At 53.9% G+C, this 25,604-nt stretch carries 16 protein-coding genes; 9 read left to right on the plus strand and 7 right to left on the minus strand.

The genetic code is table 11. The features are described from left to right. Window positions 1–2 precede the first annotated feature (2 nt). The 4 genes from rfbC (at window position 3) to H6F94_RS16490 (ending at window position 3,578) form a co-directional block, all read left to right on the plus strand. Window positions 3–548 (plus strand): dTDP-4-dehydrorhamnose 3,5-epimerase, encoded by a 546-nt coding sequence (gene rfbC, locus H6F94_RS16470; protein ID WP_190803335.1) that lies wholly within the window; start codon window positions 3–5, stop codon window positions 546–548. Then, entirely contained in the window at window positions 545–1,459 is a 915-nt protein-coding gene (gene rfbD, locus H6F94_RS16475) for a dTDP-4-dehydrorhamnose reductase (protein WP_190803336.1), read from the plus strand. Before rfbC ends, rfbD begins: the two co-directional genes overlap by 4 nt. A 124-nt stretch (window positions 1,460–1,583) precedes the next feature. Next, the gene (locus H6F94_RS16480; protein WP_190803337.1) at window positions 1,584–2,198 is read left to right on the plus strand and encodes an anthranilate synthase component II; all 615 of its coding nucleotides are present in this window, start codon (window positions 1,584–1,586) and stop codon (window positions 2,196–2,198) included. 633 nt (window positions 2,199–2,831) lie between these two features. Beyond that, window positions 2,832–3,578 carry an SDR family oxidoreductase gene (locus tag H6F94_RS16490; RefSeq protein WP_190803338.1) on the plus strand — a complete coding sequence of 249 codons (747 nt, stop codon included), beginning with the start codon at window positions 2,832–2,834 and terminating at the stop codon, window positions 3,576–3,578. A 75-nt stretch (window positions 3,579–3,653) separates the two neighbouring features. On the opposite strand, the gene H6F94_RS16495 is transcribed toward H6F94_RS16490, so the two are convergent. After that, on the minus strand, window positions 3,654–4,589 hold the full coding sequence (locus H6F94_RS16495) for an AraC family transcriptional regulator (RefSeq protein ID WP_199320478.1): 936 nt from the start codon (window positions 4,587–4,589) through the stop codon (window positions 3,654–3,656). A gap of 843 nt (window positions 4,590–5,432) precedes the next feature. Here H6F94_RS16495 and H6F94_RS16500 point away from each other — a divergent pair. The 3 genes from H6F94_RS16500 to H6F94_RS16510 all read left to right on the plus strand — a co-directional run bounded on the left by H6F94_RS16500 (window position 5,433) and on the right by H6F94_RS16510 (window position 8,718). Continuing rightward, complete coding sequence (locus H6F94_RS16500; RefSeq protein WP_190803339.1) at window positions 5,433–7,577, plus strand: NACHT domain-containing protein; 2,145 nt, start codon at window positions 5,433–5,435, stop codon at window positions 7,575–7,577. Window positions 7,578–7,685: 108 nt separating this feature from the next. Beyond that, window positions 7,686–8,102, plus strand: coding sequence for an endonuclease domain-containing protein (locus tag H6F94_RS16505; protein ID WP_313949314.1), 417 nt, complete (start codon window positions 7,686–7,688; stop codon window positions 8,100–8,102). Window positions 8,103–8,397: 295 nt separating this feature from the next. Continuing rightward, a complete protein-coding gene (locus tag H6F94_RS16510) occupies window positions 8,398–8,718 on the plus strand; it encodes a hypothetical protein (protein WP_190803340.1) in 321 nt (106 codons plus the stop codon). A gap of 42 nt (window positions 8,719–8,760) precedes the next feature. On the opposite strand, the gene H6F94_RS16515 is transcribed toward H6F94_RS16510, so the two are convergent. The 5 genes from H6F94_RS16515 to H6F94_RS16535 form a co-directional block, all read right to left on the minus strand. After that, the gene (locus tag H6F94_RS16515; protein WP_242041244.1) at window positions 8,761–10,443 is read right to left on the minus strand and encodes a DUF2079 domain-containing protein; all 1,683 of its coding nucleotides are present in this window, start codon (window positions 10,441–10,443) and stop codon (window positions 8,761–8,763) included. Window positions 10,444–10,636: 193 nt separating this feature from the next. Continuing rightward, window positions 10,637–12,355, minus strand: coding sequence for a hypothetical protein (locus tag H6F94_RS16520; RefSeq protein WP_190803977.1), 1,719 nt, complete (start codon window positions 12,353–12,355; stop codon window positions 10,637–10,639). A 271-nt stretch (window positions 12,356–12,626) separates the two neighbouring features. Continuing rightward, entirely contained in the window at window positions 12,627–14,498 is a 1,872-nt protein-coding gene (locus tag H6F94_RS16525) for a serine/threonine-protein kinase (RefSeq protein WP_190803341.1), read from the minus strand. A 147-nt stretch (window positions 14,499–14,645) separates the two neighbouring features. Further along, window positions 14,646–15,062: a hypothetical protein gene (locus H6F94_RS16530; protein ID WP_190803342.1), complete on the minus strand. Its 417-nt coding sequence runs from the start codon at window positions 15,060–15,062 to the stop codon at window positions 14,646–14,648. Window positions 15,063–15,200: 138 nt separating this feature from the next. Beyond that, window positions 15,201–15,584: a DUF4112 domain-containing protein gene (locus H6F94_RS16535; protein WP_190803343.1), complete on the minus strand. Its 384-nt coding sequence runs from the start codon at window positions 15,582–15,584 to the stop codon at window positions 15,201–15,203. A gap of 165 nt (window positions 15,585–15,749) precedes the next feature. On the opposite strand from H6F94_RS16535, the gene treY reads away from it, so the two are divergent. After that, window positions 15,750–18,431, plus strand: a complete 2,682-nt coding sequence (treY, locus tag H6F94_RS16540; RefSeq protein WP_190803344.1) for a malto-oligosyltrehalose synthase — start codon at window positions 15,750–15,752, stop codon at window positions 18,429–18,431. A 51-nt stretch (window positions 18,432–18,482) separates the two neighbouring features. Here treY and H6F94_RS33285 read toward each other — a convergent pair whose 3' ends face one another. Then, complete coding sequence (locus tag H6F94_RS33285) at window positions 18,483–20,369, minus strand: phosphodiester glycosidase family protein (protein ID WP_190803345.1); 1,887 nt, start codon at window positions 20,367–20,369, stop codon at window positions 18,483–18,485. Window positions 20,370–20,865: 496 nt separating this feature from the next. On the opposite strand from H6F94_RS33285, the gene gltB reads away from it, so the two are divergent. Beyond that, window positions 20,866–25,533: a glutamate synthase large subunit gene (gltB, locus tag H6F94_RS16550; RefSeq protein WP_396426441.1), complete on the plus strand. Its 4,668-nt coding sequence runs from the start codon at window positions 20,866–20,868 to the stop codon at window positions 25,531–25,533. Window positions 25,534–25,604 lie beyond the last annotated feature (71 nt).

A 25,604-nucleotide genomic window follows, 5' to 3' on the forward strand; every position in this document is an offset into this window, starting at 1 on the left:
CAATGGAAATTTTAGAAACCGAAATTCCTGATGTGCTCCTGCTGCAACCCAAGGTTTATGGCGATGAACGTGGTTTTTTTTACGAGAGCTACAACGAGCGCGTCCTCCTAGAAAAAGCAGGAATCGTAGCGAAATTTGTGCAGGACAACCACTCTTGCTCGGCCCAAAACGTGTTGCGCGGTCTCCACTACCAAATTCAACAGCCGCAGGGAAAATTGGTAAGAGTGGTTGTCGGTTCTGTGTTCGATGTAGTAGTCGATTTGCGAAAAAGCTCCGCAACTTTTGGCCGACATACCTGCGTGCATCTAGTCGCTGAAGAGAAGCAACAACTTTGGATCCCGCCCGGTTTTGCTCACGGCTTTCTAGTTCTGTCGGATCGGGCTGAATTTCTGTATAAAACAACCGATTACTACGCGCCAGAACACGAGCGCTGCCTCCATTGGGACGACCCTACTCTGGCAATTGCTTGGCCGCTACAAGCGGAGCCCATCTTATCAGCCAAAGATCGCTCAGGGCGATGGCTGCAAGAGGCTGAGGTATTTGAGTGAACAGAATTTTGTTGGTTGGTGCTGACGGTCAAGTCGGTTGGGAGTTGCAGCGCACTTTGCTCACGCTGGGAGATGTGATTGCCGTGGGGCGTAACACCAGCCAGAGTGCCCTACGGGTAGACCTCGCCGCTCCAGATACGATTCAGCAAGTTGTTCGTGAGCTAAAGCCTAGTCTGATTGTTAATGCCGCTGCCTACACAGCTGTGGATAAAGCTGAACAGGAGGTTGAATTAGCTGAAAAGGTCAACGCTGTAGCGCCTGGCATTTTGGCAGAGGAGGCCAAACGCTTGGGGGCAGCAATCGTTCATTATTCGACTGATTATGTCTTTAATGGCAGCAGCGATATTCCTTATACCGAACAAGATCAACCTGACCCGCTCAACACCTATGGCAGAACTAAGCTGATAGGGGAACAGGCAATCCAAGCCGTAGGTTTGCCCCATTTGATTCTGAGAACTAGTTGGGTTTATGGCCTGCGGGGCCGTAACTTTTTGCTCACCATGCTCAAGTTGGCCCAGGAACGGGAAGAGTTGCGGATCGTTAGTGACCAGATCGGTGCACCCACCTGGAGCCGAACCATTGCTGAGGCGACTGCTCAGGTTCTGGCTAGCTCTATGCGAGATCCAGAGAGGTTTTGGGCTGAGCAGGCAGGCTTGTACCATCTAACTGCCGTGGGGCGAACCAGTTGGCATGGTTTTGCAGAAGCGATTTTTCAGTTGCAACGGCTTAAAACGCTAAACCTAAAAGCGCTAGTTGCCATTCCTTCAGAGCAGTATCCAACCCCAGCCAAGCGACCGGCTTATTCTCAATTGGACACAAGCAAGTTATCTGAAACCTTTGGTCTCAAGCTCCCTGAATGGCGGCGGGCTCTAGAGCTAGCCCTTGATATCTCCAGCAACTCTGTTGAGTAGTAACCCGCGTCTATTTGTCCATTTAGATAGCAAGTAACACTCATTGACTAGTTCAGTTCACGGCCTACAGTAGAGAGCAGGCTGATGCCACTCTCTCACGTCTCTCATTGCTGGAGGTGCCCCCTTGATCGTTGTCATCGATAACTACGACAGCTTTACCTACAACTTGGTGCAATACCTGGGCGAACTAGGCAGCGAGTTTCCAGTGGCACAGGACTGCCGCGTCTTCCGCAACGACCAGATCAGCCTAGAGGAATTGCGGGCGCTAAACCCGGAGGGGATTGTCATTTCGCCTGGACCAGGGCGGCCTGAAGATGCCGGAATTTCGCCGGAGGTCATTCGTGATTTGGGACCGCAGATCCCGTTGTTGGGCGTGTGCTTGGGCCATCAGGGCATTGGCCTGGTTTTTGGGGGGCAGATTGTCTCCGCTCCCGAACTGATGCATGGTAAGACTTCTGCGATTCAGCACACTGGGAAGGGTGTGTTTGCTGACCTGGAAAGTCCGTTCACTGCCACGCGCTATCACAGCCTAGTGATTGACCGCGAGAGTTGCCCATCCGTCTTGGAAATAACGGCCTGGACCGAGGATGGCACGATTATGGGTGTTCGACACCAGGAGTATCCCCACATTGAAGGTGTGCAGTTCCACCCGGAAAGCATTCTCACGCCCTACGGCAAGGATTTGATGCGCAATTTCCTCAAAAGCCTGAAACCCCAACCGGTGACGGTCGGGGTTTGAACTGGAAGTGGTTTCTGCTGGAAGGTTGGTTGTAGGGCAAAGGCAAGGCAGAAACTCGCTCCTGCCTTGCCTTTGCTTTCGGCTTAAACCTCAGACTTAAGTTCAGGACTATGAGTGAGCAAGGCTAGGGACGTTGCTGAGGCTGGGGGCTTGACCATGCACCATTGTGTAGGCGTATTCGATGCCTATACCGTAAGCACCCCCATGTTCCTTGGCAATTTCAATTACGGCGTCATAGGTGTCTCGACGCTAGAAGAATCACGTTGGTGAATCCTGGGCACTAATTTAAGCAGGCAGTTGCGGTCTGTCTTGTCATCTCTTGCTAAAAATGGTGCAATCTTACCAGAGTTTGTGTCCAAAGCTTTTCGGGTTGTAATTGTTTTGATTGATTGGAATCAAATAATCCAAGATAAATGATTCCAGGAGAATTAAATTTGCTTGAAAGAGTTGCTTTAGAAAACAACAAGAATCTCCTATAGATAGCAAGAAGTTTCTATACCTTCGAGTAGGGGAGCTTGTACTGTTGTCTGACGAGATCGCCGTACCTGACGAGTCTGAGAGCCACATCATGTTTACAGGCGTCTCAATGACTAAGATTTCCACTGGTTACTCGTAGGGATGGAGAATTAGCAGATGGCAGAGCACTCAAAAAAAGTTGCGATTGTTACAGGCGCTTCCCGGGGTATTGGTGCGGCAGTTGCTAAGAAGCTAGCTTCGGATGGTTTTGCAGTTGTCGTTAATTACGCAGGCAACCAGCAAAAGGCAGATGAGGTCGTCAATGAGATCAAAGCGGCTGGTGGAGAGGCCATTGCTGCTCAGGCTGATGTTTCTAGCTCCAAGGATGTCAGCTATTTGTTTGATACAGCTGAAAAAGAATTTGGTGGTATTGATGCCCTGGTGAATAACGCAGGTACTCAAACTCTCACCCCGATCAATATTGCCGACATGGATGATGAGTCGTATGACCGGGTCTTCAACACCAACACTCGGGGTACTTTTCTGCTTCTACGGCAAGCGGCAAAGCGATTGCGCGAGGGCGGACAGATTGTCAATTTCTCAACCAGCGCTGTAGGTTTGGCCATGCCGGGATACGCCGTCTATGCAGCCTCAAAGGCAGCAGTTGAAACTTTCACTAACATCATGGCGAAGGAACTGCGGGGCCGAAATATCACCGTTAACGCCATTGCGCCTGGACCGACGGCCACTGACCTGTTCTATCAAGGCAAGTCCGAAGAGCTGGTTCAGAAATTTGCCCAGCAAGCTCCGTTAGAACGACTAGGACAACCAGAAGACATTGCTAATGCGGTTGCCTTCTTAGTCAGTCCTGCGGGCAGTTGGGTCAATGGTCAAACAATTCGGGTGAATGGCGGCATCATTTGAGGCTGGTTTTAGGGCTGGAGCAGTTGGCAAACCGCTTGAAATTAGGAGGAACCAGACGTCTTTTGCAACAGAAATTCAGCTGTCGCGAAAGGCTTTAGGGGTAATTCCTGTGTATTGACGGAATTGCTTGGTGAAGTGGCTTTGGTCGGAGAAACCAATTTGCGAGGCAATGTCTGCAATGGGCATGCTCTTTTGCTTCAATAACTGCTTGGCTCGCTCCACGCGTTGCTGAATCAGATATTGATAGGGCGTAATTCCCATCGAACGTTTGAACAGACGGCAGAAGTAGTAGTGGCTCATGTTGAGTTCCAGTGCAATTGCCTGCAAGGAGACGTCCTCGGCCAAATGCTCGTTGATATACTCAACTGCCTGTCGCAGTTTGTGTTTGGTCAAACCGCCGGCGTAGTTGCGAATGGTGTGTTTGCGGGTTGAGTAATGGCGCAGGAGATGGGTGGCTAGAAAGGTTGCTGCGGATTCTGCATAGAGGCGGCTGCCGGTGCCATCGTTAGCTTCAAGCTCTGCTTTCAAGGCCAAGCCCAGTTGATGCACCAGGGGATCTGGTTTTGAAAAATGGGGAATTAGTTCAACGGAGTCTGGATGAACTGATTCGTAGGCAACTTGAGTTTGTAGCGCAGGCTCCAAGCCAATCATCAGAAATTGAGCTTCTGCGTTAGAGGAGGTCTGATGGCGGGTATAGGCGGGAAGAAAGAAGGTATCGCCATCAACCAACCACTCCCTCTCAAAACGTCTATCTAGTTTCCTTGCAGTCGGATTTTCGGAAGGTTTCCCGATATAAGTGCCAATCAAGTGCTGGTCAAAGTAATGCTCGGGAGTGTCATGAAAAGCGAGGTGATAGTATTCAAAGTAAATTCCTTGCCACCCTGCTTGACGGCTTGAGAGTAGAGGCGCACAAGAAAGAACTTGAAGCATTGCGTCTTCCTGATTTAAGCTGAGACTAATCGCTTCTTCTCCAGCATTGTGTTCATCTCTCTCAATCAGAAGCTGATTCATGAGCCATGCCTGCGAGTCTGGACCGAGTTGTAGAACTAAATAGCTGTAAGGCTATTTAGTTGAGGGGATCAAGCGCGGTGTTGCCTACATTAAAGCTGTTGTTCTAATGAGCCTGGTATCGCTTTAGAATAAATCAATAGTGCAAATAATTTATTGATTAGAATCAATTATAAAAATAGAGTGTCCATAGTATAAATTGATGCTGCAATAACATAACAATTGCAGTTGGAATTGCGGCTGATATGTCGTAATACTATTTTCTTCTCGCAGGCTAGCTGAACCCGGACGCTGCAAGTTCTTGCGCATCCACAGCGTTCTGGGTGTGGATGCGCTACCGATAGGTTGGGATGGCTGAGGTTTCGGTAGATTTGCTGGCTGGTCTGGTTTTGAAGCAGGTGAAACCACCTAACAGACACAAATGGAGGGGGTCAGAACCACTATGCATTACCTAATAGACACCTAGGCATTACCTAACGGACATAAACGATAGGGTTCCAAACCTAAACGGAGGGGGTCGGAACACCTAGGCATTACGTAGCAGACACCTAGACATTACCTAGCAGACACAAACGATGGGGTTCCAGACCTAAACGGAGTGGGTTAGAACCACTATGCATTTGGTTTGAACCCTCAACGATGTGGGTTGGAACCACTATGCATTTGGTTTCAGACGTAAACGGAGTGGGTTGGGACCTAACCCCCCGACCCCCTTCCCTCGCAGGAAAGGGGGAGGCTTGGTGGTAACTAGTTGGTGGATGGTGGAGGGGTTGGGGGAAGAGACGCTTCAGGGTTTGATGTCTAGAATGGCGCTGTCGGCTTACCGATTCTGATTCCTGGAGTTCCATGACGGGCGAACTAATCTGGATTCCTATGGCTGTGTCAGCTGTTAGTGGTGTGGCTGGTCCCATCCTTCAAGCTCTCCAGGCAGCGAAGGAGAAAGGTTCAGCTAACAAACAAGCAGCCAACGAGGCTTTCCAACGCGCCCGTGATGCATCCAAACACTACGTTCAGAACTACGTGAACCGCCACGGCACGCTGAAAGTGTTGGGGATGAATGAGTCAATGATGCTGGAGTCGGTCTACACAGGAGTCCAGTTCTTGAAGGAATGGAATCTTGGGCGTTCTGAGTCGTTAAGACGGCTGGAGGAGCGGCATCGTCAAAAGGGAAGACGGGGCTTTCAGCTTGACGACACCGGCAAACAGCAAGGAGTTTCAGTAGCCAACCAGACGCAGTATCTCATGGTGCTGGGCGGTCCTGGAGCTGGTAAGTCTACGTTCTTAAAGAAGATGGGGCTCGAAGCTCTGAAGGGTAGCCAGAAGGAGTTTAAGCATAGTTGTATTCCGGTTTTTATTGAGCTAAAAAATCTAAGGTTTAGTAATCTGACTGTTCAGCAAGCTATCACCAAGGAGCTAGAGATCTTTGGTTATCCAGATACTTTTGCCACAGTAGCTCTTGAGCAGGGAAAGCTCTTGCTCTTACTAGACGGCTTGGATGAAGTCCCAAGCAACCAGATTGAGAGCGTTGCTACTCAAATTCAGAATCTAGTCGATCAATACAGCAAAAATCGCTTCATTGCCTCCTGCCGAATTGCAGCCTATCAAAACCAATCCTGTTTCCACCGTTTTGTGGGTGTGGAAATGGCAGATTTTGATGATGAGCAGATTAAAGCCTTTATTGACAATTGGTTTAGTAGCAGACCTAATTTAGCTCAGGATTGTTGGGAGAAGCTGAACAGCGGGGAACACGAGGCCGCCAAGGAACTAACTCAGACACCATTGTTGTTAACGCTGGTGTGCTTGCTCTATCAGCGCACCAACCGATTCCCAGACCTGCGCGCCACGCTTTACGAAAGGGCATTATGGGTTCTGCTAGATGAATGGGCGGGTAACAAAGGCATTCCTCAAGAGGACCTTTATAAAGGGCTGGATACCCGACGCAAGCAAATGCTGCTAGCTGAAGTTGCTCATGATGCTTTTCAGAATGATTATCTATTCTTGCCTCGACAGACTATTGCGGAGCAGATTGAGGAGTTTTTAGGAGAGATTATTCCCAACGAGAAACCAATTAATGGAGAGGCAGTGCTCAAATCCATTGAAGTTCAGCATGGCATTTTGGTGGAACGAGCAGAAGGCGTCTATTCGTTCTCACACTTGACACTGCAAGAGTTTTTGACTGCTCGCTACGTTGTAAGAGATAGCCAAAAAATTGAGCAACTGGTTGCCGATCACCTCACAGATGAGCGTTGGCGAGAAGTGTTTCTACTGCTACCAGGACTGATGGAGCAGGGACCTGATGAGTTGCTGTTGCAGATGGAACAGGCAGCTCAAAAACTTATCAACACTCCTAAGCTTAGAGCTCTGCTGCATTGGGCAACTCAGGTAACAGACAGTTTGGAACGTGGATCTAAGCCTGCGGCTAAACGCGTTTCTGCTATCTTCTTCTCCCTCTCCCTTGCCCGCGCCCTTTCCTTCTCCCTTAACCACAACATTGCCCTCAACCACGACATTGTCCTCGCCCACGCCCTCTCACTCTCCCTCGACCTCGACCTCGACTGTGCCCTCGCTCTCAATCACGCCCTCTCCTTTGACCACGCTCTCTCACTCTCCCTCGACCGCGCCCTCGCTCTCGACCGCACAAAGATTTTTAAGAGCGTAGACTTTACAGTCTTAGCTACGCAACTGGAAACATTGAAAGATGAGATTCCTAGTAATGATCAGCCGCTTGAGATCCGTCGAGCTTTTGCTGAACGTCCTAGAAAAACTTGGTTTGATACCCTCAGTCTTGACCCTGAGTGGATTAGTCTTTCCGAAGCAGAAATAGAGGCGTTGAACAATTGTTTCTATATCAACCATCTCCTGATCAAGTGCCAGCAAGAAGCCTTGCGACCACCAAAAAACTGGGCAGCAATTGAAGATCGGATGCTGAAATTGGAGGAGGAAGACCTAACCCCCCGGCCCCCTTCCCTCGCAGGGAAGGGGGAGGCTTAGCGATGGCTGGCTTATGGATGGTGAGATGATTCAGGGAAGGGGATGAGTTGCTGTTTGGAGTTAGGGCTTTCTGGTGAACACTTTGTAAGTTGAATTCAGCAGGCGGTTGTGGAGGACCCAACCCCCTGGCCCCCTTCCCTTGCAGGGAAGGGGGAGGCTAGCGGCATCGTGGTAGGGCAGAAAGTGAGTTCTGTAAAGGTGGAGCGGTCTAAGGAACTGCGGCGTCAGATGACCGAGGAAGAGAAGCTTTTATGGCAACGACTTCGAGGCAATCGATTGAACGGCTTACGCTTTCGTCGCCAACAGATTATTGATGGATTCATTGCAGACTTCTACTGCCACGCAGCTAAAGAAGTAGACGGTGCAATTCATCAACAACAGGCCGAATACGACGCAGCCCGAGATCAAATTCTCACAGCACACAACCTAAAGCTGCTAAGAATCCCCAACAAAGCTGTAAGACAAAACCTACCCGAAGTCCTCCAACAAATCACCAACGCCTGCACCCCCCAACCCCAACCCTAACCCCCCAAACAACTCCACCTCCCCTCTCCTCGCAGGAGAGGGGCCGGGGGTGAGGTCCTCCCCTACCCCCCTTGACAGCTACTCTGGTATTCCTTTAGTCTCTGAGCCTAAGTAGCCGCCAACTTCCCGGCGTCACCTGGAGCCATACCAAGCTCCAGATGACTAACCTCTCGGTTGTTAAGACCAACCGGAGGCTGGGAGGCAGTGTAACACCTGACCCCCTCGTCGCCCCTGACGAGGGGCGGGTCCTGCGGCTATTTGCCTCAACTTGCCAACCTATTGAGCTTGCCAAGCCATGAATGCCGTTGAATTGTCGCCCTCGCAAATTCGTCTGCGCCTGTGGGACCACATCGCCCGTGAGCTGAACCTATCGCCTCAGGCCAAACTGCTGATGCTGATGCTCGCCAACTACACCGAACCCCGCAGCCTCAAAGCCAGCGTCCCCATCTCGCTCCTAGTGCTCAAATGCAGCATGCCCGAGCCAGTGGTCAATCACCTGCTCGTGCCCCTCGAAGCCAGCCAACTGATCGAGCGTCAGCGCGTCCTCACCGATGCCGGACGCTCCGTGATCCTCTGCAACTTAAGCCGCCAACTGATCCAACAGAGCTTGGTCTAGCCCCCGATCTTGTCTAGTCTGGGCCAAGATCACGTCCCAAAATCACGCCTCAAGCCGCTGGTGCAGTTGCCTGAGCCGTTGGGCTTCCGGTCGCCACTGTGCCAGCGCTTCAGGATTAGACGGCACACCCCGTTGCAGCAGCACCCCGCCATCAGCAAAGCTCACCAGCCCATAGCCACTGCCGAGCATCTGGTCAATCTGGTCCAGGAATAGCGGCAGGCAACCCCGCTCATAGCTGAAGGCTGGTGCATAGCGCTCGATCTGGAACATGTCCAGAACCGCATAGTCCACCAACTGCGTCTGTCCGGCATCGTCCTTGTACTGAATCCCACCTGGCAGACGCACCACCGCCCGACGGCTAGAAACCTGCGGCACTAGATAAGTCGTTGAGCTGACGCTGGCATCCGGCGGAATCTGGGCCAGCAACGGGCGCATCTGCACCACATGGGACCACTGACGCGGCAGCGAAACATAAACCCAGGGCGAAAACGAATCCGGCAGCAGGAAGTAAAACACCCGATGGGGAACCGACGCGAAAATACTGCCCAGCAAAAACGAAAAGCCAATGCAAAAAGCCCAGAAGCGCCGAAAGCGTCGCTGCGTAAAGCGCTCAGGATGCTGTTGCCACCAGAGAATCGCCCCATAAAACAGCGGCGGCACCACCGACATCGCATAGCGCACATTCAGCGACAGCACCGTTTGCCCCTTCGCCACAAACAGCTTGAACAGCGGCGGCCCAGCCATTAACCAGGCAGCCCCAGACAGCGAGGGCACAAACGCCAACGGCAACCACTGGCCCAGCAGATAGGTCAGGGTTTTATCAACCGGCGTCACCAACTCCTGAAGCACCAGCCAGGGACGGGTCACAAAGGCCAGCAGCACATCCAGCGAACTGCCACCCTTGCCGACATACTGCCCAAAGCGCTCCTGCATAAAGCGGTCAGAAATATCCGGTGAAAACAGCGGCATAATCACACTGCTCACACCCAACACATAGGCCACACTCAGACCGCAAGCCGTCAGCCCCACCGAGGGCGCTTTACGACTGACCAGCAAATACAGCCCCAAGCCAAACAGCCCCACCCCCGCATCTTCGCGAATGCCCAAACCCAGAGCGAACAACAGCCAAAACCAGCGCCACTTCCGATGCTCCGCACACAGAACCAGCAAAAAGAAACACAGGGGCGTCTGCGAGATGTCGTGGAAGTTAGAAAAAGCAGGCCCAATCACCGCAATCGCTGCAAAGTAGCTGGCCGTAATCCACAACGGCAGCCAGGGCTGCGTCAAATAGTGCTGAGCCAACCGATACAGCGCCAATCCTCCCGCCGTAATCAGCAGCGTTTGCAGAAAAATCAGCACCACCGGCCCCGAAAGCAGGCTCGAAAACAGCCCGTAGACGGGCAACCACAGCAGCAACGTCGGCGTGAAATGCTGGCCCAGGCGACGATAGGCCACATCCGGTGCTTGACCCAACTGCTCAACCAGCGCCGACTCCGTTGAAGACAGCGAACTCTGAAACCAGCGTCCGTGCAGGCTATTCCAGAACACCTGGTTGAAAATGCCCTGGTCAAACGACGTGTAAAACGTGAAATGGCGGTTCAGCTCGAAAAGCAGAATATAGATGCAGAAGGCTGCACTAATCCCCCATAGCCACCGCTGTGGACCGTCGAGCTTAAACCGACCCAGCATCTCCCCAAGCACCTGTGTTTGGACAGTCCCAACCATACCAGGCTGGTAGGGGAGATGCTAAAGCTATTGGTAAGGGCTTGGCAATGCCAAGCCCTTATACCAACTCACTTTTTAATCGCTACACATTTGACCCCTCCCAACCTCCCCTTGGCAAGGGGAGGTGCCGTAGGCGGTGGGGTTCTAATTTGTCGCTTGCATTTAGAGAATTGGTATTACACGGATCGCCCCATCAGTCGCGCCGGTTATTACCCCGCTGCCTAGAACCGCCCTCGTCATTGCTGCCACCGTGGGGGCGAGAGTTACCCGGATCGCAGCCCTCAGCGCCGTTGCCTATGCCCTGGTTGCAGCTCCGACGACGGCGTCCACCTTCGCGGTCATCATCGTCATCGTCATCGTCGTCATCGTCACGACCGCGACCCACTTCGATATCATCGTCATCGTCGTCATCGTCATCATCGCGCTCCACTTCGACCCGGTTGCGGTCGCCGGTAATCACACCGACTTCGCGGTTATTGAAGATCAGCGTGCTGGCCTGGTAGGTCGTATTGTTCGTGACCGACACGATGTTGACCATCTGGCCCGGTCGCGCCAAGATTGCCGGTGCTAAATCCCCCGTGAAGCAGTTAAAGGCTCTGTCCACCAGCGTGAAATTGCCTCGAACGAAAGACACCGGATACAAGAACGTCGTTGGCACAGACGGATAGCCATTGAAGGTGAACAGGCTAGTCGTGATGTTAGTCAGACGGCTTAAGAACGTGACCCGGTCATCACGGTAATTCTGGTCGGCACTGCCGCTGACCAGGGTAAAGAAGTCATAGAACTCCGAGCCACTAGAGCGGTCAATTACCCCATTCAGGTCGGTATCCAACCCAACAATCGTGCGCACCAAACGGTTCTGGAGCGGCCGATCCGAGAGCATGAGCGTCACCGCAGCATTATCGGAGAGTGTTTCAAACTCACTGAGGCCGAGGAAGCGTCCAGCCGTATCAAACAAGCGCACAACGACCCGGTCGCCCGGATTGATGCCTTGCACGAAACGAGCCCGCTCATTGGGGTTGAAGCGGAAGTCACCGATATAGCGTTCGCTGAGGTAGCCATTGGAGCGCAAAGACTTCAGCGAAACCCGAGCAATCGCCTGCGAGAGAGTCGGCTGCTTTTGCAGAACGGCCAGGCTAAAGTGACCGCGGTGGACGGGCAGAACATTGTTGCGACCCGAAGCAGCGCTTACCGTATTGCCCTGAACATAGGTGCCCTGGCCGTAAGTACCCTGAACATAGGTGCCGCTCTGTCCATAAGTATTTTGGACAGCAACTCCCTGGCTCGTCTGCTGAGTGAGGACGCGACGGCTGCTGCTCTCGGAATAAACGCCCGACTGCCCCACAGATTGGTTAACGGCAACCGTGCTCTGCTGTGTGCCAATCGCCAGCGTGTTTAGGCTACCAAGCTGCTCCAGTTCCAGGCGTTGATCGCGGGCGCCACCAGGGAGGTCATAGCGTACCTGAACCACAGAGCGCAGTTCAGCCGTAGTGAGATCCGGCATATCAGAGCGTTGGAGGTCGCGCAGCGAAACCACTTCCACTGGCAACCTGTAGCTACCAGCATTAGCCGGAAGCAACCGGGCTCCGGGTGAGACGTAAACCTGTTGCCAACGCCCTCCCTTAGAACGAGCGTAGAGCTGATAAACCGCATTGGCGTAGGAAGTGACAGGCTTATTACGCACCATCAGAGCCATTTGCAGGTCTGTGGTTTGTCCGCTGGTACTGACCAAACGCGTGAGTTCTGTGCCCAGATCCCAACCTTGAGCGAGCTGCTTATTAGGCCCAGTTTCCATTAAGGGCGATGCCGCCTGCACCAAACTGCCCCCCATGCCAAGCAACAGTGAAGACAGCATCAAAGCTGTGGTCGCCCGTTGGGTCAAGCTGATCACCGAAGCATCACGAGTTTTCATAAATCTCCCAATTAGCAAGAACGAGATTGAATCGAGTCCAGGCACTGGTTGTCGTCAAAGTGCTCAGTTGTGCTACAGCCTCATTCAAACTACAGGCCGTTCCTACGTCGTCGGGATGCCCAACGCAGTAAATTTTGCTACCTCTTTGCCTAAAAGATCTTGCGTGTTTACGCACTGAAGCAGCCGACTCACATAGAGTCGGCTGCCATGATTTCAACTTGAGCTTGCACTTTAAGCTTTCAGCCTGCGCCTAGTAGCGACACCGACCGTTTCAGCCTTTGTCTTTTTTCTTGCCAGGTTTATTCGGTTTATCGGGCCTGTTAGAGCGCTCCTCACGTCCGCGTTGACTCCGTGCTTGCTCACGGGCTTGGCGTGCCTGCTGGCGGGCTTGCGCACGGGCTGCATTGCGAGCTTGGTTACGGGCTGAGTTGCTCCGTGGCGCACTTTGAGCCGGAGCGCTCTGAACTGGGGGGCGAACCCGAGTCGCAGCAGGGCGAGGGGCCGCTGGACGAGGAGCCACTGGAGCGGGAGCGGCTGGACGCGGGGCTGCGGGTTGGCTCTGGCTAGTTGGCTGAGGCTGAGGACGGGGAGCCACAGGAACTGACGGGCGCGGCGCTGCAGAGCTGGGGGCAGGGTTGGCAGGGACTACAGGGACAGGCGCAGCAGGAATAGGCACAGGAACCCGAGGCACCGTAGGCACAGGTGCTGCAGGAGCCAGCGGTTGCGAGCTGGATGGGGAACTGGGTGAGCTAGAAGCTGGGCTTGAGGAGGGGCTTGAGGAGGGGCCAGATGCAGCACCGCTTGGTGAGACCTGAGGTGAGGCACCCGGTGACGAAGCAGGCGCTGCTGGGCTGATTGCCCCGGAAGGTGTTGGGGTGCTTGCGGGTGGGCTGCTGCCTGGGTGCTTCAGCCAGAGGCTCGTGAGGCCTCCTAATCCTAATAACCCCGCTAAGGCCACAACAGCCCAACGTCCCAATCGCGTCTCTGATCGTTGAGGCGTTGACGCTGGGGTAGCGATTGCTGCCGGTTGCCCCGGTGCAATTGGCAATGTGGGGCCGGTTGCGGTGGGCGTGCCTGTCGGTGTACTTGCTGTCGGACTGCCTGTAGGTGTGCCTGTGGTTGCGGGCGCGTTTCGGGCAAAAGACGCCGTTGGGCCTGGTGTCGGCTGGGGAAGCTGATAGGGCAGGGTCGCCGCCTGTGCATCAACATCACTGAGCTCAGGGGGCGCGGCTGGCACCGGATTGCCCAGGGATTTGAGGGTAGCCAGCACTTCAGCAGCGCTCTGCGGACGATCCTGAGGGTTTTTGGCGAGACAGGCCATGACCAGGTCTTCTAGCACCGGCGGCAGTTGTCGGCTCAGGCCCACCGCTTCAAAGGTGCGCGGCTCTTGGGACTGGTGAGCATGGTACCAACCGGCAAAGGAGTGAGTGCTGCTCTGCAACGGCAACACACCGGTCAGCATCTCGTAGAGAATGATGCCGAGGCTGTAGAGGTCTGAGCGTGCATCTAGGGGTAGCCCCTGCATCTGCTCCGGTGAGGAGTAAGCCAGAGTGCCCACATAAGAGGTCGTTTGTAGACTGAGCGTGCCTTGCTCACTCACAAACTTGGCAATGCCAAAGTCCAAGATCTTGACCAGCTCGTCCAGAGTTGTGTCTGGGATGACGACTATGTTTGAGGGTTTGAGGTCGCGGTGAATGACTGGATAGTGGCTGCCATTGACCTTAATTCCCTCGTGGGCAACTTGTAGACCCGCACAGATCTGCCGGGCCAGCGCTAGAAATCGAGTTAGGGGCAGGCGACGGCGGGCAATCAGTTCGCGTAAGTTCGGCCCCTCCAAGCACTCCATTACATAAAAAGGCACCTGGTTTTCACCCATGCCATAGTCGCTGACCCGCACAATGTGCAAGCTTCTGTGGCTTAGCAGAGCGCAGATGTGTGCTTCTCGCTCAAATCTGGTCTGAAGCGTGTCAGTGCCGTCACTCTGAATTTGGGTCAACAGCTTGACCGCGACAGGAGTATTGCCCAGTTGCTGGTCTTCGGCCCGATAGACGCGCCCCATACCGCCCTGCCCAAGCAGGCTCACCAGGCGGTAGCGACCAGCAAATACCTGTCCTTGCAGCGGGTCAGTTACTGAGGTGGGCATGATGATGATCGAAAAATGACGAGCAGAGAACCACGACTACAGCCTTCCTACACTCCTTATATGCGATCCGGTAGATAGCACTATTCAGTCAGAGGTTCAGGCAGGGATTGAGGCGGAGAGGCTGGGTAGAGGCAACTTAACCCCTGTTTAACCAGGGCTTTTCTGAGCGATGGCCAGGCGTTTCTGAGCATAGACCAGGTTGCGCTGATACTCCCCGATTTTGGTTTGCGCCAGTTGCCAACGCTCATGAGTCTTTGGTACCGCTTTCATGAGGGCAATGGCTTCCTGCCACTGGGTGACTACTAAATCCCAGTCTGTTTTGCTTTGAGCGGTTTGTACCAGGTTGGCAGCGCTGACAGCGGTATCAACAGCCTGGCGGAAAAAATCGGACTGCGGTGCGGTTGGAGCTTGGACATTCGTTGCGGGGGTGGGGCTTGTGGCAGTGGGTTCTCCACCCACACAACCTGTCGCCAAAATCAAAAAGGCTACGGTGGCCCAGCAGGTCGGTCGTCTGATCAAGGCTTGCCTCAAAACTCCCCAAAGAACTTGCCCGAAAACTTGCATGCTCAAATCTGAACTTGCAGTACCCTTAGCCTCAATTTTGACAGCTATTGGCAACTGCTGAAGGTTTAACCTGTACAGAACCTAATAGTGTGAACATACAAGGCGACCGGTCTTCTCTACAAGCACACCCCAAACGTCTCAACGAGTGGCGGCAGCGACTTCGGTTAGTTCTGGTTCTGCCGCTTGCAGATGCCGTTCCAACAAAGCCAGATTGCGAATATTAGACTTATAAGTGGCGTCAAATAAGTCCCCAACCAGTGGCACTGAGCCAACCACTGCTTCTAAGCCCACGTTAAAGATCATTTTGGCCATGGTTTCACGAGGCAAACCGAAGCGAGCGGCCAGAAAAATAATATAAGCCGAAAACCCAGTACTGATCAGATCACCAGCACCGGGAATCAAGCCCATAATCGGATCCCAGCCAATCCGAAAGCGAGTACCGGGAATGCCTATTGCCGTATCCATTAAACGGCTAAGTCTACGAATACGGTTAAGGGTAGCGAGACGTTCAGCAATATTCATAGCTACAACAGTAGCTGTGTGTTCCCAGGCACTTCTGTACCGTGGGAGAGAACCTCTCCCCGTCTTAATGCAGAATCAAGTTGAATCTTTGAAAATCTCTCCTGCGTCAGTCGCCAAGAACGGTAAGATCTGGCAAGCTGGTTCAGTTTTCCTTAGCCTGTCGCTATGAGTGCTACGCCGATCACTGCAACCTATCGCCTTCAACTTACCGATAAGTTCACACTAGACCAGGCTCGCGAGCTTATTCCTTATTTTCAGAAGCTGGGCATCAGTCATTTCTACACCTCACCGATCCAGCAGTCCCGCAGTGATCACGGCTACGACATCACCGAACACAGCCACGTCAAAACTGAGATCGGCGGTGATGAAGCATTTCGCAGCTTTGCCCAGGCTGCAAAGGCGGCTGGGCTCGGCATTATCCTCGATATCGTGCCCAATCACATGGGCATTATCGGCAATCAAAATCACGTCTACAACAAGGTGCTAGCCTTTGGCCCTCGATCGCAATGGGCGCAGTTTTTTGATATTGACTGGCTGGGCTACACGTCTTTACCACCCGAGAATCGAGTGCTCATTCCTATCTTGGGCGAGCATTTAGGGCAAGTGGTTGCTAAAGGCGAGATTCAACTGGTATTCGCGCCTGAAGAGAAGGGAGTTTTTTATCCCTTATATGTAGATTATTACGATAATTGGTATCCTCTCAAGCCAGAAAGTTATGCCACAGTTTTAGAAGCAGCTTCTAATCTTAGGCCATCTGGAGCTTATTCTGATCTGATTTCGCGATTTCAGGCTTTGGCCAAGTGCGATCAAGAGAATTATGAAGTCCAGTCTATTCAACTGATCGCTGATTTGCAAAGTAAACTGGCTCAAAATCCTGATTGGGCTGAAGCGATTAGCCAGGCTGTTGCAACCATCAATCAGCAACCAGAGCAACTACTGAAGCTCTTAGATCAACAATATTATCGCTTAGCCAGTTGGCGCATCGCTGCTTATGACATTAACTATCGACGTTTTTTTGATATTGATGCCCTGATTGGTTTGCAGGTAGAATTGCCAATTGTCTTCGACGCAGCCCATCAACTGATTGAACGCTTTCATCAGGAGGGTCTCATTGATGGTGTCCGCATCGACCACATTGATGGCCTCAAAGATCCAACTGCCTATCTGACCCAGCTACGGCAACGCTTTGGTCCAGACTTTTACATTACTGTTGAGAAAATCCTAGAGCACGATGAGGTATTGCCCGAGTTTTGGCCGATTCAAGGGACTTCGGGCTATGACTACCTGAGCACTCTCAACCAGGTGCTGGTGGATGAAGAGCAAGGGGAAGCCTTTCGAGCCGGTTATCAAGCTTGGTTGAACGAACCAGTTCTCGATTTTGCGGAGCTGGTTTACACCTCCAAGCACAAAATCATGCATTTCAGCTTGCCCGGTGACATTGCCCGTTTGTCAGCCCAGGCTTATCGCATCAGTCGCAGTGAACATTACGACTTCTCAGAAGCGGTGCTGCGCGACTGCCTGCGCGAAATTATTGCCTGTTTTCCGGTTTACCGCACCTATATTGATGCTGGCAATGCTGAACAGATCTCAGAGATTGATCGAGCACGCTTACAAGGAGCCGTGGCTGAGGCAAAACAGCGCCGGGTCGATATCCCAGCATCAACTTGGGACTATGTCGAGAACTTGCTCTTGCAGCCTACGACACCAGAACGTTTGACCCTAATCCAACGCTTTCAGCAAGTCACTGGGCCAGTGATGGCCAAGGGCAAAGAAGATACAGCTTTCTACAATTACAATCTGTTGATTAGCCTGAACGAAGTGGGTTGTGAACCGGCTCATTTCGGTTGGCCAGTTGCAGATTTTCATGCTGCCAATCAGCAGCGTCAGAGCCACTTCCCCTATTCGATGTTGAGCAGTTCAACTCACGATACTAAGCGCAGTGAAGATGCGCGTGCACGTTTGCATGTGCTCTCAGAAATTCCCGAGACCTGGTATTACCATCTGGGGCAGTGGCATCAACTCAATCAGAAGCATCCGTTAGCCATTCATCCTAACGACGAGCTGCTGATCTATCAAACCTTACTAGCGATTTGGCCAATACAAGGTCGCTCAGGCTTAGATGAAACTTTGATTCAGCGGGTCAATACACCTGGCCAAGGGATCAGCAAGGCGCTACGCGAAGCCAAAGCCCGCACTAGTTGGACGAACCCCAATGCTGAATACGAAGCGCAAGTTCAGCAATTTACTCAAGCCATTCTGCATGATGAAGAGTTCATCAATGCTTTTGACCTGTTTGCCACCCAAATTGCTGGCTATGGTGCCTTAAACAGCTTGGCTCAAGTGGTGTTGAAGATTTTCTCACCGGGAGTTCCCGACTTTTATCAAGGCAGCGAAACCTTGCTGTTCCAGATTGTGGATCCGGACAATCGAGTGCCTGTGAAATATGGGCCATTGCAAACCATGCTGGCAGAGGTTGAGAGCCTCAATTCAGTTGCTCTGCCCGCTCATGATCCACGACTGAAACTGCTGGTCACTCAGCGCGCCCTTACTTACCGCCGCCAGTACCCAGAGCTGCTGACCATTGGCGCTTATCAGCCGCTTGAAATAGCAACCAAACATCTGGTTGCCTTTGCCCGCAGCCATGAACGTCAGCTTGCCTTGGTCCTGGCGCCTCGCTTTTTGTCGCAACAGACCGATCAGCACTGGGAGCAAACTCAACTCAAGCTGCCGCCCCAGCTAGAGGGAACCTATCACCACCTGTTCACTGGCGAGCAGATAGACTTTCGTGGCGATTTAGCAGCTCTGTTTAGCCGCTTTCCCGTTGCTGTCTTAGTGCGAGAAGCTTGAGCAATTAGTCCCTCTGGTGCCTGCCCCAGAGCTGAATGAGACCATCTGAACTTAGGGCAGAGGCGAGCCTGCAGGCTCTGTAGGCTCGGCGGGGAGATTGATAAACAGGCCGATACCGTTGTGGACCCGAGCTGCGGTCTGAGGCGACCGGTTAATCATCTCGCCTCCTAGCCATAGAGCACTAGAACTACCGCCATCTAAGTTGAGCGCATCGACTGCGCCTAGCTTCTGCATCAGTTGGGCAGTTTCGCCTAGCGTTGGACGATCCCCCGACGGTCCATTACTGAAGGTCGCCAGGACAATCTGGCCATTGTCTAGCCGCCCGATGGCGCTGCGGTCGGCCCGCTGACTCTGGAACCCAGGCTGAAAACTCTCTGCTGCGGCATTGAGCACAATCTGCCCGTTTTTGACCAGCAGGGGACCGGCCCCAACCACGTGGGGAAACACTTCAAAGCTGCCAGGGGTAGTCTTGGCCACACCCTCAACGGCAACACCCGGTTGCAGGGCATTGACCGCTCGTTGAAAGCCGCGGGCGACCAGCAAATAGCCATTGGCTGGAATCGAGACCTCGACTTGCCCAGCGGCCCCTCCTGCGACCTGGCTAACCACTCGGTCATTCTCAACCGTGATCAGAACTTCGTTGTCAATGATTGGACGATACACCGCTCCCCAAGCCGTGGTGTAGCGGGCTAGCCCTGCCTGCACATAGCCGCTGTTAAGGTTAGTTAGCGCGAATGAGCCATTGTCGCTTTGGACCGTTTCCTGAAGACTCAAACGGTCCATCTCAATGTCGCCCTGGTCGTTCCAGGCAATGGCAGCTCGGTTCAGAATCGGTCCTGAAACCCAGCGTCCTTCTCGACGGATTGCACCCAGAGGCAAGCGATTATTGCGATTAAAGAAGCCACCGTTGATCACGGCTGCGGCTTGCCAGCGTCGGGCCATCTCCCCTACCGAGGTGGTTCCTGGTTGAGACTGAGGATTGGTCCAAATCGGTTTCAGTGAAACTCCGGGCTGCTTAAGGTCTACAGCCAGCCAGGACGCCGCAAAGCTGCGATTGCCAAGGTTCAGCGTTTGCTGGCGGCGGTGCACACCTGGGGCCCAACGCAAATCCCGAGTTGGAAGATCGGCTGGGCGCAGATCAATCACCAGGCGCGGCGGCGAGCCCAGAGTGGTAACCCCCGGAGTGAGATCGGCTTGTGCCAGCTGAAAGTTGAGATTGATTCGGTTGCCCTGACGGAGCACCTGTAGATCGGGCAATGCTTGCTTGGTTCCGCTTGCCTTCTGCTGCCTAGAAATTGACCTGGAAGTTGATAGGAGCTCATCAGACGCTGTTGCATCTAAGGAGAGGCTGTAGACACCAGCCGCCCGGATGCCCCGCCAGGGTGTTGGGTGATCTAGTTCCACTACCCAACGTTCACCCCAAGGCTGTCTAGCCCGTCGCAGCGATAAAACTTGTGCCGGTAGAGTATTCAGCTGCAGGGTGTTGCCTCGGATTTGCGCTTGCCAACCCAAGGTTCCTAGCGCATCCAAATCCAAAAAGCGGTTTTGCACAGGACGGTCAAACAGAACTCGGGTCAGCAGAGGGGGTGTAAACCAGGTGAATGGTTGCTGAGCTGCATTTTGCGTATCTGCTAAGTTGAGGCCCGCTTCCTGGCTCAGCCAAAAATCACTAATGCCAATTGCCGTGCCCCACTGTCCCCAAGCTCCCGTTGAGGGATTGCCGTTCAGTTCCAACTGGCTGCCTGTCTGAGCTGGACCAACGGAGAGTTGTGCGATCCCCGGTGCTGATACCCCCATTAGCGTCATAGCAGTGAGCAAGGGTGCACATAACAGCGTCGATAGCAGCGCTGCTGAAACCGGCTTTAATTCCCCACGGCCTGCCCTAGTACACAGCCGCCACAGGCGCGTTTGTGCGCCGAACTTAATACTTGACTTCACGACCTGCAATTCTCCTGAAACCCTTGCGGTCTTTGGGATAGGTTGCCCCAATTGGGCGGGTTAAATACACCGGAGTCTAACGCGTATCAGGAGTTAGTGACTTGAGATTTTGCTAATGCCTGCATAATTTAAGAAAAAGATCAAGAATGGTTTAATTCAGACAAAGCTAAGTGCGCACTCCAGCCTATAAGTCCCCATGAGCCTTTGTGCTCAGGTCGGTAAGGCTATCCCATATAATGTCTCTGCTACATTGTTGAGCCGGATTCACGCGTCGGAATTTGCTGGCTGCCTGCTATTGTTGAATTCTTACATCGGGCGTCGGGTCAGCAATTTCAGTGTCTCCTAACTCTTCGGGAGCCTGTGGCTTTATTAGTTGACCTCCGCGCAGCGGTTCCGTAATGTTCAGTACACAGAGTTCTGGTCTGATTGCCCAATCAGGCCCATGTTGCATCTCTAGTCTGCCTCTGAATTAACCAGATTGAACGAGCTGTCATTCATGTCTAGACCCCGCAAGGAACGCATCGAGATGGTACATAACGCCGGTGACACCAGTTTAGGTTACTCGGAAGCAGGCTACAGAGGCCAACGGTGGCTGGTCGAAGAACGGGATGCCTGCGGCGTGGGCTTTATCGCCGATCCCGAAGGACAGGCTGGCCACGACCTGGTAGCCAAGGCACTCGCTGCTGTAGCTTGCTTGGAGCACCGTGGTGGTTGCAGTGCCGACCAGGATTCAGGCGACGGCTCTGGCATCATGACTGCTTTGCCCTGGGATTTGTTGCAAGATTGGGCAGTCAGTGCTGGCGTGAGCTTAGCCGATCCGAAGCAGACCGCGTTGGGCATGGTATTTCTGCCCCCACATGCTGAAGCAGCTGAAGCTGCACGACAGGTAATTACGGCGGCTTTAGCAGAGGAAGGGTTTCAGGTGTTGGGCTGGCGGGTTGTGCCCGTTCGACCTGAAGTGCTGGGGCCACAAGCGCGGGCTAACCAGCCTCACATTGAGCAGGTGGTGGTACAGGCCAGCAATCTTCAGGGCGACGAGCTAGAGCGGATGCTGTTTTTAGCCCGCAAGAAAATTGAAAACCGCATCGCCCAGCAATACCCAGATTGGTCCGCTGATTTCTACATTCCGTCGCTGTCCGGCCGCACGGTTGTCTACAAGGGCATGGTGCGCTCGATTGTGCTCGGCGAGTTTTACGAAGACCTCAAGAACCCGCAGTACAAGAGTGCTTTCGCTGCTTACCATCGCCGCTTTAGCACCAACACGCTGCCCAAGTGGCCGCTCGCCCAGCCTATGCGCTACTTGGGCCATAACGGTGAGATCAACACGCTGTTGGGCAACGCCAACTGGATGATGGCGCGGGAGCCCAACCTGTCCCATCCCTGCTGGGCCGAGCGCATTGAGGAACTCAAGCCCATTGTCAAGCTAGATAACAGTGACTCAGCCACTCTAGACAACGTGCTGGAGTTGCTAGTGCAATCGGGCCGCACACCGCTTCAGGCTCTGATGATGCTGATTCCGGAAGCCTACCAGAACCAGCCTGACCTGAAGGATCATCCCGAAATTGTTGATTACTACGAATACTACAGCGGCATCCAGGAGCCTTGGGATGGTCCTGCGCTGGTGGTGTTCAGCGATGGCAAGAAAGTTGGGGCCACGCTCGATCGCAATGGTCTGCGTCCGGCTCGTTATGTGATCACCCGCGAAGGCTATGTTGTTGTGGCCTCTGAGGCCGGGGTCGTAGATATTCCTGAGGCGGAAATCGTTGAGAAAGGCCGTCTAGGCCCTGGCCAGATGATCGCCGTCGATCTCGAAGCGGGTGAGGTTCTCAAGAACTGGGAAATCAAGCAGCGCGTTGCCTCTCGCGAGAACTACGGTCAGTGGTTGCAAGAGCATCGTCGGACTCTGACGCGTCAGCCCTTTGCTGAGGATCCTCAGCTTGAACCGGCTATCGCCCTGCGTTACCAGGCTGCCTTCGGCTATACCGCTGAGGACCTGGAGCTGATTATTCAGGACATGGCCGCTCAGGGTAAAGAGCCTACCTTCTGCATGGGCAACGACGCGCCCCTAGCGGTTCTCTCCGATAAGCCCCGCCTGCTTTACGATTACTTCGCTCAGCGCTTCGCCCAGGTTACTAACCCGCCGATTGACCCACTGCGCGAGGGCATGGTGATGTCCTTATCCATGCGCTTGGGCCGTCGCGGTAACCTGCTGGAGGCAAGGCCAGAGGGTGCTCGTCAACTCAAGATCGAGTCGCCTGTGCTCAACGAAGCCGAACTGGAGCAGCTCAAGCAATCCGGCTTCTCGGTTGCGACTCTGCCTATTCTGTTCCCGTTAGCTCAGGGACCGGAAGGGCTGAGGGCCACGATTCAAGACGTTTGTGCCAGAGCGGCACAAGCAGTTCGCGATGGCATTGAAATTCTAGTCCTCTCCGACCGGGGCTTGGACACTGAGCAAGCCTTCATTCCGCCGCTGCTGGCGGTGGGTGCTGTACACCACCACTTGATCCGGGAGGGCTTGAGAATTCGGGCCTCGATTGTGGTTGAGACCGCTCAGTGCTGGAGCACCCATCACTTCGGTTGCTTGATTGGCTATGGGGCCAGTGCTGTCTGCCCTTACCTCGCCCTCGAAACCGTGCGGCAGTGGTGGGGCGACTCGCGCACGCAGAAGCTCATGGAGCAGGGCAAGCTGGAAGCCCTGTCGATCACCGAGGTACAGAAGCGCTATGTCAAGGCAGTGGAGGGTGGTCTGCTCAAGATCCTCTCCAAGATGGGCATTTCGTTGCTGTCTAGCTACAACGGCGCTCAGATCTTTGAAGCCATTGGCATTGGCCGTGAATTGCTGGAGCTGGCCTTCTGGGGCACAACTTCGCGGGTTGGTGGCATGACCGTGGCTGATATCGCCTCTGAGGTGATCGCCTTTCATCACCGCGCCTTTCCTGAGATCAACCTCAAAAAGCTGGAGAACTTTGGCTTTATTCAGTACCGCCCCGGCGGCGAGTATCACATGAATAGTCCAGAGGTTGCCAAAGCGCTCCACAAAGCGATTGGCGGTAGTAAGGGGGGCAAAGAGCCGAGCTACGATCACTACGAACTTTACCGTCGGCAACTCCAAAGCCGGCCGGTGACTGCGTTGCGCGATCTGTTGGACTTCCAGTCCGACCGCGAGTCAATCCCCGTTTCAGAAGTCGAGTCTGTAGAGAGCATCGTCAAGCGCTTCTGCACTGGCGGGATGTCTTTGGGAGCCCTGTCGCGGGAAGCTCACGAGACCCTGGCCATCGCCATGAACCGGATTGGTGGTCGTTCCAACTCAGGAGAGGGCGGTGAAGATCCAGATCGCTTCTTGATCCTCAACGACGTGAATGAAACTGGCCAATCGCCGACCTTCCCGCACCTGAAGGGGTTGCGTAATGGCGACACGGCTAGCTCAGCGATTAAACAGGTCGCCTCCGGTCGTTTTGGCGTCACGCCTGAGTACCTGATGAACGCCCAGCAGATCGAAATCAAGATCGCGCAAGGCGCCAAGCCAGGTGAAGGCGGTCAGCTACCAGGTAAAAAGGTCAGCCCATATATCGCGATGCTGCGGCGTTCTAAGCCCGGCGTCTCGTTGATCTCACCACCGCCACACCACGACATCTACTCCATCGAAGACCTGTCGCAACTGATCTTCGACCTGCACCAGATAAACCCGCGCGCGCAAGTGTCGGTGAAGCTGGTGGCGGAGATCGGCATCGGTACAGTGGCGGCTGGGGTTGCCAAAGCGAATGCTGACATTATTCAGGTCTCTGGGCACGATGGCGGCACTGGCGCTTCGCCGTTGTCTTCGATCAAGCATGCTGGTGGTCCTTGGGAATTGGGCCTCACTGAAGTGCACCGGGTCCTGATCGAAAACCAACTGCGCGACCGAGTGCTCCTGCGCGTTGATGGCGGCTTCAAAACCGGCTGGGATGTGATGATGGGCGCTCTGATGGGCGGTGAGGAGTTTGGCTTCGGCTCTATTGCCATGATTGCTGAGGGCTGCATCATGGCCCGGATTTGCCATACCAACAACTGCCCAGTGGGTGTCGCTTCTCAACGCGAAGACCTACGCAAGCGCTTCACAGGCATCCCAGAGCATGTGGTTAACTTCTTCTTCTTTGTGGCAGAAGAGGTTCGCTCGCTGCTGGCCACGCTGGGTTACCGCTCGCTGAATGAAGTGATCGGTCGTGCTGACCTGCTCAAGGTGCGCGAGGATGTCAAGCTAACCAAGACAGCAGCCCTGAACCTGGATTGTCTGACCCAACTGCCTGATACTCGCGAGGACCGCACTTGGCTGACTCATGAGCCAGTTCACAGCAATGGGCCAGTCCTAGATGATGAATTGCTGAGCGATGCTGAAATCCAGAAGGCAATTGCTGAGCAAGGCAACCTAACCAAGGCCGTGAACGTGCTGAATACCGACCGCACCCTGGGCGCCCGTCTATCAGGAGCGATTGCTAAGCAGTACGGCAATTCAGGCTTCAGCGGTCAGATTACGCTTGACTGCACGGGTAGTGCTGGCCAGAGCTTTGGTGCGTTTATTCTGCCGGGCCTCACCCTCAAGCTGACAGGCGAAGCCAATGACTACGTTGGCAAGGGCATGCATGGGGGCGAAATCATCATCAAACCGCCAGCCACCGTTCAATACGATCCCTCGCAGAACGTGATTGTGGGTAATACCTGCCTCTATGGGGCAACCGGCGGCTATCTGTTCGCCAATGGTCTGGCGGGTGAGCGCTTCGCAGTGCGTAACTCAATGGCTCAGGCGGTAATCGAAGGCGCTGGCGACCACTGTTGCGAATACATGACTGGCGGTGTCGTCGTCGTTCTGGGTCGAGTTGGCCGCAACGTTGGTGCGGGCATGACCGGTGGCTTGGCCTACTTCCTAGATGAGCAGGGCGACTTTGAGCAACGGGTCAACCACGAGATTGTCAAACTCCAACGCGTGATCACTCCAGCTGGAGAAGCTCAATTGAAGGATCTGCTCCAGGCTCATGCTGACCGTACCGGCAGTGCCAAGGCCAATCACATTCTGTCTAACTGGGCTGAATTCTTGCCCCGGTTCTGGCAGGTAGTGCCGCCTTCAGAGGCCAATTCTCCAGAAGCCTGTGAAGTTGCGCCTGAGAAGGAGCTAGCCCCGGTTCAATAGCGTTTGCATTTGCAGCGCTAGGGTTGTTACTTAAAAAAAGCCTCAAAAGAAGCCCGAAGAGTTAAATCAAA

It is taken from the genome of Leptolyngbya sp. FACHB-261 (genome assembly GCF_014696065.1).
Lineage (GTDB): Bacteria > Cyanobacteriota > Cyanobacteriia > FACHB-261 > FACHB-261 > FACHB-261.

Excerpts from the sequence above, each read along its gene's own strand:
- H6F94_RS16500 (WP_190803339.1), top strand. The coding sequence starts at position 5,433 with ATGACGGGCGAACTAATCTGGATTCCTATGGCTGTGTCAGCTGTTAGT.
- H6F94_RS16510 (WP_190803340.1), top strand. The coding sequence starts at position 8,398 with ATGAATGCCGTTGAATTGTCGCCCTCGCAAATTCGTCTGCGCCTGTGG.
- H6F94_RS16490 (WP_190803338.1), top strand. The coding sequence starts at position 2,832 with ATGGCAGAGCACTCAAAAAAAGTTGCGATTGTTACAGGCGCTTCCCGG.
- H6F94_RS16520 (WP_190803977.1), bottom strand. The coding sequence starts at position 12,355 with ATGAAAACTCGTGATGCTTCGGTGATCAGCTTGACCCAACGGGCGACC.
- treY (WP_190803344.1), top strand. The coding sequence starts at position 15,750 with ATGAGTGCTACGCCGATCACTGCAACCTATCGCCTTCAACTTACCGAT.
- H6F94_RS16535 (WP_190803343.1), bottom strand. The coding sequence starts at position 15,584 with ATGAATATTGCTGAACGTCTCGCTACCCTTAACCGTATTCGTAGACTT.
- rfbC (WP_190803335.1), top strand. The coding sequence starts at position 3 with ATGGAAATTTTAGAAACCGAAATTCCTGATGTGCTCCTGCTGCAACCC.
- H6F94_RS16530 (WP_190803342.1), bottom strand. The coding sequence starts at position 15,062 with ATGCAAGTTTTCGGGCAAGTTCTTTGGGGAGTTTTGAGGCAAGCCTTG.
- gltB (WP_396426441.1), top strand. The coding sequence starts at position 20,866 with ATGTCTAGACCCCGCAAGGAACGCATCGAGATGGTACATAACGCCGGT.
- H6F94_RS16525 (WP_190803341.1), bottom strand. The coding sequence starts at position 14,498 with ATGCCCACCTCAGTAACTGACCCGCTGCAAGGACAGGTATTTGCTGGT.
- H6F94_RS16515 (WP_242041244.1), bottom strand. The coding sequence starts at position 10,443 with ATGGTTGGGACTGTCCAAACACAGGTGCTTGGGGAGATGCTGGGTCGG.
- H6F94_RS16495 (WP_199320478.1), bottom strand. The coding sequence starts at position 4,589 with ATGAATCAGCTTCTGATTGAGAGAGATGAACACAATGCTGGAGAAGAA.